The following is a 12,631-nucleotide window of genomic DNA, read 5'->3' as shown; positions in this document are numbered from 1 at the left end:
AGAATGGCGGCCGCTCGATCCCATATAGGCGAGGACGTGCGCAAACGCAGCGCTTATCGATCAGGCGCATCGTCGCCGTCCGCCGCAAGACGCAGCGGGCCGTTGCTCCGCCGACCGACGTCGGTAGTTCGCCGGGCTTTCCCCCCAGCGCGCCCGGAACGCCCGGGTGAAGTGGCTCTGATCGGCAAAGCCGCAGCTCGCCGCGATGGCGGCAATCGGCTCCGACGTGTCGGCGACAAGATCCCGCGCCCGCCGAAGCCGCCGCTCTCGGGCCCAGCGATGCGGCGTCTGGCCGGTCGTGGCGTGGAACGCGCGAATGAAATAGCTCCGCGACAGACCGCAGAGGGCGGCGACGTCGGCGACGGAGGCGTCGCCGTCGGCCAGCGCTGCGGTCGCCAGTCGTTCGCGGGCGGGCGAGAGGCCGCCGGCGCGGAGCAGTCTCTCGGCGGCGGTCGATCCGTTTATGGGGTCGGGGCGGCTTTCGCCGGGTCCGCGCGCGGACGGTCGTTCAAGCGTGGTCATGGGCGGCGCCTCTGGTTCGAGGTCTGGCGTCGACCGGAAGGGCTTGGGACACGCTCGCGCGGCTCACGTCGTCAGCTTGACGCCTGACGTTCGTGGGATCCGAAGAGTGACGTCGGGGTTCCGGTGACGAGGGTCACGAGAACGAACCTAAGTCGTCACAACGGGTGCAAAAATAGAAACTATAGAAACATACTGTTTCCGTAAATCGAGCTAGCGCGGCGTCCCCGCAAGCCCCCCGATCAGGTGCCGGACCACGGGCTCCGCCGGCCCCTTGTGAAACGCCCGCGCGGCGCCTTGGACGTCCGCGTCGGCCTTGGAGACGCGGCGGTGCTGGCGAAGGTGCTCGGCCCAGGATTCCACCCGGAACCACTCCACCACGATCTCCGGCTCGGCGGCGTCCTCCGCCACGCCCCATTCGAAGGCGCCGTCGCGACGGCGTTCTTCGGCGAGGCGATGGAGCGTCGCCAGGAACCCAGGCCGGTCCGCTGCGGGGATGCGGTATTCGATCAGAACCGTGACCGGTCCCCGGTCGTTCTCCAACGGCGCGGCGAGCAGCGGCTCCGGCCAATGGTTCGAGGGCGCCAGGTCGGCCTCGCCCACCGGCAGCGTGCGGCGGCGGAGCAGGAGGCCTGCGCCGAGCAGCGCTGCGGCTGCGACCAGCAGGGCGGGAGCGACGCCGATGTGATGGGCCACAAGGCCCCACAGCAGGCTGCCGCCGGTCATCGCGCCGTTGAACACGGTGAGGTAGACGGCGAGCCCGCGCCCCCGCACCCAGTTCGGCAGGATCGCCTGCGCCGCGCCGTTCAGCGTCGTCAGCGCGACGATCCAGGCGAGGCCGAGGGCCAGCAGCGCGACGAGCGCGACCGGCTTCGGCGGCGCGAGGACAAGCCCCGCCATAACCAGCGCCGCAAGAATCGCCGCGAACAGCATCAGGCCGTCCGCGCCAAGGCGCGCGCGCAGCCGGGGCATCACGAGGGCGCCGCAGATCGCGCCGACGCCCACCGCGCCGAGCATGAAGCCGTAGAAGCCCGCGGTCCCGCCGAGAAGCCCGCGGGCGACGAGGGGAAGCAACGCCCAGATCGCGCTGCAGCAGGTGAAGAACACGAGGGCGTGGAACAGCACGCGGTGCAGTTCGCGGCTGGCGCGGGCGTAGCGCAGGCCCGCCCGGAAGGCGCCGGGGAAGCGTTCCGCCAGGGCGTCGTCGGCGGACGCCGGCCGGTTCCACCAGACCAGCGCCGCGATCACCAGCAGATAGGACGCGACGTCGACGCCGTAGGTCGCCGCCGCGCCGACCGCTCCCAGCAGAAGCCCGCCCGCAGCCGGTCCGATCGATCGCGCCACGTTGATGCCGAGCGAGTTCAACGCGACCGCGTCGCGCAGTTCGGTCTTGGGTACGAGCTCCGGGACGATCGATTGCCAGGTCGGTCCCATCAGCGCGGCGCCGACGCCGCCGATGAAGGTCAGCCCGACGAGCGTGGCGACGGTGAGCGCGCCCGACGCGGCCATGACGGCGAGAGTCAGGCTGACGAGGCCGAGCAGGACCTGAATTGCGATCAGCAGCTTGCGGCGGTCGAGGATGTCGGACAGCACGCCGGCCGGGATCGCCAGCAGGAAGATCGGCAGCGTGCCGGCGGCCTGCACAAGCGCGACCGCGACCGGCGAGGCGGCGAGATCCGTCACGATCCACGCGCTCGCGATGTCGCGCATGAACGAGCCGGTGTTGCCGAGAATCGTCGCGGCCCACAGCACCGCGAAGGCGGGCCGCCGGAGCGGAGCGAAGGCGCCGGAGGCGGAGGGGGGCTGGGTCATATGTCCGCCTTCATCGGGGATGGCCCTCCGGGCAGGAGGAGGAGCCGCTCCTTCACCTCTCCCCATCGGGAGGGAAGAGGTGAAGGAATGCGCTGGTCCAGAGCTCAGCCCTGGACGAACGCCAGCAGATCGGCGTTGAGCACGTCGGCGTTGGTCGTCAGCATGCCGTGCGGGTAGCCCGGATAGGTCTTGAGCGTGCCGGCCCTGAGCAGCTTGACGGACTTCAGAGCCGCGGCGCCGATCGGGACGATCTGATCGTCGTCGCCGTGCAGAACGAGCGTCGGCACGCTGATCGCCTTGAGGTCCTCGGTCTGGTCGGTTTCCGAGAACGCCTTGATGCCCTCGTAGTGCGCCTTGGCGGAGCCCATCATGCCCTGACGCCACCAATTCTCGATCACCCCCTGATGGACCGTCGCCCCTTCGCGGTTGAACCCGTAAAACGGCCCGGTGGGCAGATCGAGGAAGAACTGTGCGCGGTTGGCGGCGAGCGCCGCACGCAGGCCGTCGAACACCTCGATCGGGAGCCCGTCGGGGTTCGCCTCGGTCTTGACCATCAGCGGCGGCACGGCGGAGACCAGCACCGCCTTGGCCACGCGCCCGGCCGGCTCGCCGTGCCTCGCCACGTAAGCCGCGACCTCGCCACCGCCGGTGGAATGTCCGATATGGACCGCGTTCCTGAGGTCGAGCGCCTCGGCCACCGCAAACGCGTCCGCGGCGTAATGGGCCATGTCATGCCCCTCGCTCACCTGCGCCGAGCGGCCATGGCCCCGGCGATCGTGGGCGACGACGCGATAGCCCTTCTGCACGAAGAATAGCAACTGCGCGTCCCAGTCGTCCGACGACAGCGGCCACCCATGATGGAACACGATGGGCTGAGCGTCCTTCGGTCCCCAGTCCTTGTAAAAGATGTCGACGCCGTCGCTCGTGGTGACGAAGGGCATGATTTTGTCCTCGGTTGAAGGGAAAGGTCAGACCGCCCAGCAGGCGCAGCCGAGCGCGCCCCAGAATGACTTAAGGTCGCCGACGGGCAAGCGGTCAGAGGCCGCACGCGCGTGCTCGTGGCCGTGGACGCCGCAGGCATTGGAGCAGGCGCAGGCCACGCTTTGAAGACGAAGCGCATGGTCCTTCTTCGCCTCCGCCTTCCAGGCTCCGTAGCCGCCAAAGGCCCGGACCGGCGACCAGTCCGGCATCGCCGGCGGGACGTCGGTTTCGTCGAGCTTGGCGAAGTCGCCCTTCGCGAACACCACCTTGCCGCCGACCATGGTGAGGTCCGACGTGATCCCGGCGATCTCCTCGTCGCGGCACGCGAAGAAATCCGTGTCTGGCACGATCAGGTCGGCGAGCATGCCGGGCTGAATCCGGCCCTTCTTGCCCTCCTCGTTCGAGAACCACGTCACGTTCTCGGTCCACATCCGGAGCGCGGTTTCGCGGTCGAGGCGGTTGCGGGTCGGGTAGAGCTGCAGGCCGCCGACGGTGCGGCCGGTCGCGAGCCAGGCCAGCGAGACCCAGGGGTTGTAGGATGCGACGCGGGTGGCGTCGGTGCCGGCCGAGACCCTGACGCCCTTCTCGAGCATCCGGGCAAACGGGGGGGTCGCTTCGGCCGCGCCGTAGCCGTAGCGCTCGACGAAGTACTCGCCCTGATAGGCCATGCGGTGCTGCACCGCGACGCCGCCGCCGAGCGCCGCCACCCGGTCGATCGAGCGCTCCGAGATGGTTTCGGCGTGGTCGAAGAACCAGTTCAGCCCTGCGAGCGGGATGTCCTGGTCGATCTTCTCGAACACGTCGAGCGCGCGGCTGACGGTCTCGTCGTAGGTGGCGTGCAGGCGCCACGGCCAGCGGTTCTCCGCCAGCACCCGCACTACGCCCTCGAGGTCGCCCTCCATCTCGGGCCCCATGTTGGGCCGCGGCTCGCGGAAATCCTCGAAGTCGGCGGCGGAGAACACCAGCATCTCGCCGGCGCCGTTGTGGCGGAAGTAGTCGTCGCCCTGCTTGTACTTGGACGTCTTCGTCCAGTTCAGGAAGTCCTCGCGCTCGGCGTTGGGCTTCTGCGTGAACAGGTTGTAGGCGAGCCGGATGGTGAGCTGGCCGTCGTCGGCGAGCTTTTGCACGACCGCGTAGTCGTCGGGGTAGTTCTGGAACCCGCCGCCGGCGTCGATCGCGCCGGTGACGCCCAGCCGGTTCAGGTCGCGCATGAAGTGGCGGGTCGAGTTGACCTGGTACTCGAACGGCAGCTTCGGTCCCTTGGCGAGGGTCGCGTAGAGGATGCCCGCGTTGGGCTTCGCCAGCAGCAGGCCGGTCGGCTCGCCCTTGGCGTCGCGGGTGATCTCGCCGCCGGGCGGGTTCGGCGTATCCTTGGTGTAGCCCACGGCCCGAAGCGCCGCGCCGTTCAGCAGCGCCCGGTCGTAGAGGTGGAGGATGAACACCGGCGTCTCGGGCGCGACCTGGTTCAGCTCGTCGATCGTCGGCAGGCGCTTTTCCGAAAACTGGTTCTCGGTGAAGCCGCCGACGACGCGCACCCATTGCGGCGGCGGGGTGATCTCGACCTGCCGGCGCAGCATCTCCATGGCCTGGCCAAGCGACGGCACGCCGTCCCAGCGCAGCTCCATGTTGAAGTTCAGCCCGCCGCGGATGATGTGCAGGTGATTGTCGATCAAGCCCGGCAGAACGCGGCGGCCCTTGAGGTCGACGATCTTGGTCTCGGGCCCGGCATGGACCATCACCTCGCTCTCGCGCCCGACGGCGAGGAACCGGCCGTCCTTGATCGCGATGGCCTCGGCGGTTGGATTGGCGCGGTCGAGGGTCGTGACGAGGCCCTTGAGCAGGATCAGGTCGGCGGTCATGTCGTCCGTCCTTCGGCCGTTCGCGGCCTGTGCGCGCGCGGCGAATCCGGCGGCGAGCGCGGAGGCGGCTGCGCCGAGCGTGGTTTCACGGCGGGTGGGGCTCATGAGCCGGCCCCTTCGTCCTCGGACTTGGAGGGATCTGTCGCCGCGTGGCGGCCCGGCAGCGCGCCGAACAGGTGCGGCGCGCATTTCTCTTCGATCCACGCGGCCTGAAGACCGAGGCCGCCGAGCATCTGCCTGCCGACAGGCACGATCTGCTCGCCGACGAGGATGCCGAGCAGCCCGACCAGCGCCACCAGAGGCGGCGCCGGCGAGCGGACCTGCAGCAGGCTGTAGATGACGCCGACGAGGAGCCCGGCGCCGACCGCCATGAGATACATCTTCATGGGACGAGCTCCCGCCGGCCGATCGTCAGTGACCGCCTTCGGAGGCGCCGAACATCGTCTTGGCGTAGGTCACGCCGAGGCCGTAGGCGCCGCCGTACTGCTTCGCGACGCCGGTGGTGAACTCGTAGGTCTCGGTCCGCGCCCAGTCGCGCTGCAGTTCGAGAAGATACTGAAGCGAGGTCATCGGGCGGACGCCGGCTTGGATCATGCGCTCCATGGCGCGCTGATGCGCTTCGTCGGAGACGTCGCCGCAGGCGTCGGCGATGACGTAAGCCTCGAATCCCTGGTCGAGCGCCGAGAGCGTCGGGCCGACGATGCACACCGAGGTCCACAGTCCCGCGAACACCAGCCGTGATTTTCCGATGCGGTTGACCTCCTCGATGACGGCGGCGTCCTCCCAGGTGTTCATCGAGGTGCGGTCGAGCATCTGCTGGCCCGGGAACGCTTCGGTGATCTCGGAGAACATCGGGCCGGAGAAGCTCTTCTCGGCGACCGTCGTCAGGATGGTGGGAACGCCGAAGCCCTTGGCCGCGCGGCTGATCAGCGCCGCGTTGTTCCGCAGCGACACGGCGTCGATCGACTGCGTCGCGAACGCCATCTGCGACTGGAAGTCGATCAGGACCAGCGCATGGTCGGTCGGCGAAATCAGCAGTGAGCCGGGCGTGGGCGTGGCGGTCGCAGGCATGACAAATCCCCCTTTGCGGCGCCTCGACGGCGTCCGACGCGGGGGCACTGTCGTCCGGGACGGGCGCCTCGTCTTGAACGTTTGATCCCCATTTTGAACGAGCGGATCAGCGAAGCTTGAGATCGGCGCCGATCAGGTCGGCGGCCCGTTCGCCGATGAGCACGCAAGGGGCGAGCGTGTTGCCGCCCGCGATCGCCGGCATGATCGATCCGTCCGCCACGCGAAGGCCCTCGATCCCGTAGACCTTGAGCGCTCCGTCCACGACCGACAGCGCGTCGCGGCCCATCTTTGCCGTGCAGGTCTCGTGGAAGTAGGTCCCGGCGGCGTTGCGCAGGAAGTCGAGCCGGGCGGCGTCCGGGAGGGCGCCTGGCATCAATTCGCGCTTCACGAAGGGGCGCAGGGCCTCCGAGTTTCCAATCTCGCGGCAGAGCTCGAGCGCGATCATGAGGGCGCGCACGTCCGCCTCCTCGCTCAGGAAGTTCGCGTGGATCCGCACCGGGTCCTCCGGCCGCGGACCGGTCAGCTCCAGATGGCCGCGGCTCTTCGGACGGATCAAGCCGGGCGCGAGCGTGAAGGCGAGCGAGGGATCGACCGGCAGGTCGTAGGCCGGGCGGGTGATCTCGGAGCCGAAGGCGGTCTCCTCCAGCATCGGCTGGAGGTCGGGCGAGGGCAGGGACGCGTCGCTCTTGCAGAAGAAGGTGAACTCCGCCGAGTTGTTCCGCGGCGGTTCCGGCGTGCGGTACTCGAACACGCAGCCCGCGACCAGGATGTGATCCTGGAAGTTCCGGCCGACCCCGGGCAGGTGCTGGACCACGTCGATCCCGTGGCGCTTCAGCTCGCGCTCGTCGCCGACGCCCGACAGCATAAGGGTTTTCGGCGTGTTCACGCCGCCGAGCGACAGCACCACTTCGCGGTCCGCGCGGGCGACCCGGATCTCGCCGTCGACTTCGAATTCGACGCCCACGGCGCGCTTGCCCTCGATCACCACCCGGCGGACCGTTGCGCCGGTTAGGATCGTGAGGTTCGGCTGGTCGAGGCGCGGCGTGAGATAGGCGACCGCGGTCGAGACCCGCGTTCCGTCCTTCGCGACGTTGACGTTCGCGACCGCGCAGCAGCCGTCGCCCGCCATCGCCTCCGCGTTGTGGTCGGCGACCTGCGGTACGCCAAGCGCCGACGTCGCCTCCAGCAGCGCGCCGACCACCGGCGCGGGATTCTTCGGCAGGGTGATCGCCATCGGCCCGTCGACGCCGCGCAGAGGAGAGGCCGGGCCGTCCCAGCTTTCGATCCGCCGGTAGAGGTCGATCGCCGCGGCGTAGCCCCAGCCGGCGTCGCCGCTCTCCTCCTCCCAGAGATCGAAGTCCGCCTTGTGGCCCCGCGCCCAGACGAGGCCGTTGACGGCCGATCCGCCGCCGAGCACCCGGCCCATCGGCAGCGCCGCCCGACGACCGTTCAGTCCGGGGCAGGGCTCCGAGGCGAAGGCCCAGTCGCGCTCCGAGCCGATGTTGCGCATCCAGATCGTCGGGTCGCGGACCTCGGGAACGTCGCCCCACCCGCCGGCTTCCGCCACGAGCACGCGGAGTTCGGGATGGGCTGCGAGCCGTCCCGCGACGACGCATCCGGCCGCGCCGCCGCCGCAGATGATGACATCGAAGGCGGGGATGTCACGTGCGGTCATGGCGTTCGGGTCCGATGTGCGAAAAACGGAACGGCGGTGGCGCGCCGATTGCTAGCTTGATCGCCGTACCGTGGCGTGGCGAGGTCGCTGCGGACCTGCGCGAAGGGGCGAACCAAGGTGACATCAGCCGACATGAGCGCCACGACGGGCGACGACGACGCTCCAGGCGACTGGCGCCTGCGGCCGCTGCAGTCGCGGCCGGGCTTCCTGATCCGCCGCCTGCACCAGATCCACGTCGCGCTGTTCCTGGAGGAATGCGCCTCGGAGGGGCTGACGCCGGTGCAGTACAGCGTGCTGACGGCGCTCGACCAGATGGGCCAGGTCGAACAGGCCGCCCTGTCGCGCGCGGTCGGCGTCGACCGCACCAACGTCGCCGAAGTGATCGCGCGGCTGGAGCGCCGCCGCTTCGTGCGCCGGCGCCTGTCGCCGGACGACGGCCGCAAGAAGCTCGCCGTGCTGACGGAGCTCGGTCGCGCCGTACTCAAGCGTGTGGAGCAAGGCGCAGCGCGCGCGCACGAGCGCACGCTGGCGGCGCTTCCAGAGGCCCGGCGCGAGAGCTTCCTCGACGATCTGGCGCTGCTCGTCGAGAGCAACAACGCCATCAGCCGCTCGCCGGTCACGGGCTGACACCAAGCGGGCCGGCCCCAACCACGCCGGCCCGCAGCACGGCGGCGTAAGCCCCGCGCGACCAAGCCTTGTTGATCTCCGGCGCTGTGGGACTCGCCCCGCCGCACGCGGCTCCGCGACGTCAAAATCGTCAGTACCATGACGATTGCCTTCGGTTGAGGCGCCGGTGCGCCGGCTGCGAGCAGATCGCCCTGCAGCCGGCACGGAGCGCCGGACGGCGTCTCGCGATTTCAGAACAGGTCCAAGGAAACTCTCCATCTGGCATGCAATTTGATTGCCATCTCCGAAGCAGACGCAGCCAAGCGAAACGACGGCCGATCCACAGGGCGAACCTGGCGTGAGGGCCTCGCAGCGAAATAGGACGTACACTGATGACCGTGGTCCGGTTCGAGGCTGTGTCCAAGCGATATGCGGGCGTCGAGGCGCCGGCCGTCGCCGACCTCAACCTCGTCTGCGGCGACGGGGAGATGATCGCGCTGCTCGGCCCCTCCGGCTGCGGCAAGAGCTCCACGTTGAAGATGGCGGCCGGCCTCGAGGACCTGTCGGCGGGCGAGATCTTTTTCGACGACGAGCCGGTCGCCCGGCTCGAGCCCGGCGCGCGCAACGTCGCGATGGTGTTCGAGGACTACAGCCTCTACCCACGCATGACGGTGCGCGAGAACATCGCCTTTCCGCTCGCGGCGCGCGGCGTCGACCGGACCACGGCGCGGGCCCGCGTGGACGACGCCCTCGGACTGCTCGGTCTCGACGACATCGCCGACCGCCCCGTGACCGGCCTCTCGGGCGGCGCGATGCAGCGCATCTCGATCGGCCGGGCGCTGGTGCGCGACCCGCGCCTCATCCTGTTCGACGAGCCGCTGTCCCATCTCGACGGCGACCAGCGCGTGCAACTCCGCACCGAGATCAAGCGGCTGCAGAAGACGCGCCAGGTCACCTCGATCCTCGTCACCCACGACCAGACCGAGGCGACCGCGATGGCGGACCGCATCGCGGTGATGCGCCACGGCGTGCTGCAGCAGGTCGACACGCCCGCGGCGATGTACGAGCGGCCTGCAAACGTGTTCGTGGCGAACTTCATCGGAGAGCCGCCGATGAACATGCTGGCGGGCCGCCCGGCCGGCGCGGGCGCCGTCCATGTGGAGGCCTTCGCGCGAGCGGTGGCGGTCGATCCGCTGCGCGGCGCCCGGGCCGAGCGGACCGGCGGCGCGCTCATCGTCGGAATTCGGCCCGAGCATCTCGACATCGCGCCGTCGGACGGCGGGCCGGCCGACGCGGTCGTGAGCTACCGCGAATGCCGCGGCGACGCAGACTCGCTGATCCTGACGCCCCGCGCGACGCCCGAGGTCCAGATCCTCGTGGAGATCCCGGGACCCTCGGCCTTTCGGCCGGGCGACCCGGTCATGGTGTCGGTCGCGCCGGAGCGGGTCCACCTGTTCGACCAGGTCACCGAGCGCAACGTGGAGGTTCTGTGATGACCTCGCTCGCACGGTCGGTCCTCGCGCTCACGGGCCTCCGCAAACGCTTCGGCGCCACGCTCGCCCTCGACGGCGTCACGCTGTCGGTCGGGCCGGGCGAGGTGCTCGCGATCACTGGTCCCTCCGGCGCGGGCAAGACCACGCTCTGCCGCGTCGTCGCGGGCCTCGAAACGCCCGACGAGGGGTCGGTGCGGTACGGGTCCGAGCCGATGGACGACGTAGCCCCGGGCCGGCGCCGCGTCGCCTTCATGTTCGAGTCCTACGCGCTCTATCCCCATCTTTCGGTGCGCGACAACGCGCTCTCCCCGCTGCGCGCGCCGGGCGGCGGGATCCCGCGCGAGCGTCACCGGGCGATCGTCGACGAGACGCTCGGACTGCTCGAAATCGCGCATCTGGCCGATCGTCTTCCCGGCGCGCTCTCCGGCGGCCAGAAGCAGCGCGCCGCGCTCGCCCGCGCGCTCGTCCAGCAGCCGCGCGCGCTGCTTCTGGACGAGCCGATCTCGCACCTCGACGCCAAGCTGCGGCACAAGCTGCGCGGCGCCATCCGGCAGCGGCTGATGACCCGCGAGAGCCCGTCGATCTGGAGCACGCCGGACGGGCTCGAGGCGCTGTCGGTCGGCGACCGGGTGGCCGTGATCGACCGCGGTCGGATCGAGCAGATCGGCGCGCCGGAGGACATCTGGCTGCGCCCGGCGACCATGACGGTGGCGCGGCTGATCGGCGATCCGCCCATGAGCGTGCTGAGCGGGGAGCTCGAGGGCGAAGGCGATGCGCTCGTCTTCGCGCGCGAGGGGCTCCGGTTGCCGCTTCCCGCCGGGCTCGCGGCCGACGCCGCGCGGGCGACGAGCCGGCGGGTGTCGCTCGGCCTGCGCGCCGGCGCCTTGAGCCTCGCCGCCGAGGATGCGGCGGGGGCGGCGCGCGGCGAGATCTACTCGCACGAGCCGTTCGGCAAGCACGAGATCATCACCTTCAGCGTCGCGGGCGGCGCGCAGATCAAGATCAAGACGCGAACCGCCGCCCGGGTGCGCATCGGCGAGGCGGCGGGGCTCATCTGCCCGCCCGACGCGCTGGCGCTGTTCGACACCGAGACCGGCCGCGCGCTGCCGGCCTCGGCCGCACGACACACGACACACGACACACGCGACCACGCCCGGCCCCAAGCGGCCGTGGCGACGACGGGGGACTTGGGACGATGACGAGCAGGACGTTCATGGCTGCGGCTTCGGCCGCCCTTCTGGCGGCGGGGCTCGGAGCGAGCGCGCACGCCGCGGAGTTTTCCTACGCGGAGGCGGCGAAGCCCTACAAGGGCGTCTCGATCCGCGTGCTGGACGAGGTCACGCCGCTGCAGGAGGTGCTGGCGAAGCTCGTTCCCGGGTTCGAGCAGGAGACCGGCATCAAGGTCGACTACCAGTTGCTCGGCCACATGGAGGTCATCAACCGCGGCCAGGCCGACATGCTGTCCGGCCGAGGTTACTTCGACGCGGTGATGCTGCACGGCTTCCAGATGGGCCAGATGCTGGAAGCCGAGGCGCTTCTGCCGATCGACAGCCTCGTCGCCGACAAGAAGCTCTCGAATCCCAACCTCGAGACCGCGGACCTGATCGAGCGGCCGTACAAGACCGTCGCCTTCTTCGGTGGCAAGCAGTACGGCTTCGTCAACTGGAACTACAACCACGTCTACTGGGCCCGCGCCGACCTTCTGAACGACGAGGGCGAGAAAGCCGCGTTCAAGGCCAGATACGGCTACGATCTCGCGCCCGCCAAGACGCTCGAGCAGCTCCGCGACATCGCCGAGTTCTTCACACGCAAGAAGGGCGCGACGCTGGCCGGCAAGCCGCTCGAGAGCGACTTCTACGGCGTCGTGTTCGACGGCGTGAAGGGCTCAGCCTCGCTGTTCTCCTTCGTGAACAACATCCTCAAGAACTACGGCGGCGACATCGTTGACGCTTCGGGCAAGCCGAACTTCGACACCCCCGCCACCGTCGCCGCGCTCAAGCTGTACGCAGACCTGTGGAAGTTCGCGCCTCCCGGAACCGCCGAGTATTCGCTGCTCGACGTGCCGACCGTGATGGGCAACGGCATCGCCGCGCAGTCGATGGCGTTCTCGGACTTCGTGCTCGGCGTCGACAAGCCCGGCGCCTCGCCCTTCGCCGGCAAGTTCGTCTACGCCGGCATCCCGGTGAAGGCCGACGTCGACCCGAAGTTCGCTTCCGCCGAAGCCGAGCCCTCGCTGGTCGCGATCGGCGCGAGCAGCAAGCATCCGGAAGCGACGTTCCTCTTCATCCAGTGGCTGACTGAGAAGAAGCAGCAGGAAGCCCTGCTGAACGCCGGCCAGGGCGGCGTGCCGATCCGCGAGAGCTCGTGGGAGCTTCCCGTGCTGAAGGCCTCCGCCAACCCCACGCTGTTCAAGGCCATGAAGGACACGCTGTCCGTCGCCGAGGCCAAGCCGCGCATGCCGAAGTATCTCGAGCTGTCGGACGCGCTGTCGACGGTCGTGCAGCAGGTCGGCATGGGCCGGCTGACGCCGGAGCAAGGCGCCGCCGAGGGGCAGAAGGCGCTCGTCCGGGTCTGCGGCGACAAGTGCACGCTCTGAACGCGCCACGCGTGAGGCT

Annotated in this window: 11 protein-coding genes; 4 read left to right on the top strand and 7 right to left on the bottom strand. The window is 69.7% G+C overall.

The features are described from left to right. Positions 1 to 60 precede the first annotated feature (60 nt). From JOD31_RS19835 to JOD31_RS14280, 7 genes are all read right to left on the bottom strand, one after another. Positions 61 to 522: a helix-turn-helix domain-containing protein gene (locus JOD31_RS19835; RefSeq protein WP_204951056.1), complete on the bottom strand. Its 462-nt coding sequence runs from the start codon at positions 520 to 522 to the stop codon at positions 61 to 63. 210 nt (positions 523 to 732) lie between these two features. Next, the gene (locus JOD31_RS14305) at positions 733 to 2,331 is read right to left on the bottom strand and encodes an MFS transporter (protein ID WP_204951053.1); all 1,599 of its coding nucleotides are present in this window, start codon (positions 2,329 to 2,331) and stop codon (positions 733 to 735) included. Positions 2,332 to 2,435: 104 nt separating this feature from the next. Next, positions 2,436 to 3,272, bottom strand: coding sequence for an alpha/beta fold hydrolase (locus JOD31_RS14300; protein ID WP_204951051.1), 837 nt, complete (start codon positions 3,270 to 3,272; stop codon positions 2,436 to 2,438). 27 nt (positions 3,273 to 3,299) lie between these two features. After that, positions 3,300 to 5,171 (bottom strand): amidohydrolase, encoded by a 1,872-nt coding sequence (locus JOD31_RS14295; protein WP_246482541.1) that lies wholly within the window; start codon positions 5,169 to 5,171, stop codon positions 3,300 to 3,302. Between the two features lie 101 nt (positions 5,172 to 5,272). Then, entirely contained in the window at positions 5,273 to 5,557 is a 285-nt protein-coding gene (locus JOD31_RS14290; protein WP_204951046.1) for a XapX domain-containing protein, read from the bottom strand. A 25-nt stretch (positions 5,558 to 5,582) separates the two neighbouring features. Beyond that, positions 5,583 to 6,242: a hydrolase gene (locus tag JOD31_RS14285; RefSeq protein ID WP_204951044.1), complete on the bottom strand. Its 660-nt coding sequence runs from the start codon at positions 6,240 to 6,242 to the stop codon at positions 5,583 to 5,585. A gap of 106 nt (positions 6,243 to 6,348) precedes the next feature. Continuing rightward, entirely contained in the window at positions 6,349 to 7,917 is a 1,569-nt protein-coding gene (locus JOD31_RS14280) for a GMC family oxidoreductase (protein ID WP_204951042.1), read from the bottom strand. 132 nt (positions 7,918 to 8,049) lie between these two features. Between JOD31_RS14280 and JOD31_RS14275 the strand changes: the two genes are divergently transcribed. The 4 genes from JOD31_RS14275 (at position 8,050) to JOD31_RS14260 (ending at position 12,612) form a co-directional block, all read left to right on the top strand. Then, positions 8,050 to 8,544, top strand: a complete 495-nt coding sequence (locus JOD31_RS14275; RefSeq protein WP_210341496.1) for a MarR family winged helix-turn-helix transcriptional regulator — start codon at positions 8,050 to 8,052, stop codon at positions 8,542 to 8,544. Positions 8,545 to 8,915: 371 nt separating this feature from the next. Continuing rightward, positions 8,916 to 10,016, top strand: coding sequence for an ABC transporter ATP-binding protein (locus JOD31_RS14270; protein WP_204951037.1), 1,101 nt, complete (start codon positions 8,916 to 8,918; stop codon positions 10,014 to 10,016). Further along, positions 10,016 to 11,215 (top strand): ABC transporter ATP-binding protein, encoded by a 1,200-nt coding sequence (locus tag JOD31_RS14265; protein WP_246482506.1) that lies wholly within the window; start codon positions 10,016 to 10,018, stop codon positions 11,213 to 11,215. The genes JOD31_RS14270 and JOD31_RS14265 overlap by 1 nt, the downstream gene beginning before the upstream one ends. Before the next feature lie 14 nt (positions 11,216 to 11,229). Then, entirely contained in the window at positions 11,230 to 12,612 is a 1,383-nt protein-coding gene (locus JOD31_RS14260) for an extracellular solute-binding protein (RefSeq protein ID WP_204951029.1), read from the top strand. Positions 12,613 to 12,631: the final 19 nt, after the last annotated feature.

Source organism: Methylopila capsulata (assembly GCF_016907975.1).
In the GTDB taxonomy this organism is placed as follows: Bacteria; Pseudomonadota; Alphaproteobacteria; order Rhizobiales; family Methylopilaceae; genus Methylopila; species Methylopila capsulata.
This window is presented reverse-complemented; position numbering and strand designations above follow the sequence as displayed.

What these genes read in the sequence shown, in the direction of transcription:
- JOD31_RS19835 (WP_204951056.1), bottom strand. Translation starts at nt 522, where the DNA reads ATGACCACGCTTGAACGACCGTCCGCGCGCGGACCCGGCGAAAGCCGC.
- JOD31_RS14305 (WP_204951053.1), bottom strand. Translation starts at nt 2,331, where the DNA reads ATGACCCAGCCCCCCTCCGCCTCCGGCGCCTTCGCTCCGCTCCGGCGG.
- JOD31_RS14300 (WP_204951051.1), bottom strand. Translation starts at nt 3,272, where the DNA reads ATGCCCTTCGTCACCACGAGCGACGGCGTCGACATCTTTTACAAGGAC.
- JOD31_RS14295 (WP_246482541.1), bottom strand. Translation starts at nt 5,171, where the DNA reads ATGACCGCCGACCTGATCCTGCTCAAGGGCCTCGTCACGACCCTCGAC.
- JOD31_RS14290 (WP_204951046.1), bottom strand. Translation starts at nt 5,557, where the DNA reads ATGAAGATGTATCTCATGGCGGTCGGCGCCGGGCTCCTCGTCGGCGTC.
- JOD31_RS14285 (WP_204951044.1), bottom strand. Translation starts at nt 6,242, where the DNA reads ATGCCTGCGACCGCCACGCCCACGCCCGGCTCACTGCTGATTTCGCCG.
- JOD31_RS14280 (WP_204951042.1), bottom strand. Translation starts at nt 7,917, where the DNA reads ATGACCGCACGTGACATCCCCGCCTTCGATGTCATCATCTGCGGCGGC.
- JOD31_RS14275 (WP_210341496.1), top strand. Translation starts at nt 8,050, where the DNA reads ATGAGCGCCACGACGGGCGACGACGACGCTCCAGGCGACTGGCGCCTG.
- JOD31_RS14270 (WP_204951037.1), top strand. Translation starts at nt 8,916, where the DNA reads ATGACCGTGGTCCGGTTCGAGGCTGTGTCCAAGCGATATGCGGGCGTC.
- JOD31_RS14265 (WP_246482506.1), top strand. Translation starts at nt 10,016, where the DNA reads ATGACCTCGCTCGCACGGTCGGTCCTCGCGCTCACGGGCCTCCGCAAA.
- JOD31_RS14260 (WP_204951029.1), top strand. Translation starts at nt 11,230, where the DNA reads ATGGCTGCGGCTTCGGCCGCCCTTCTGGCGGCGGGGCTCGGAGCGAGC.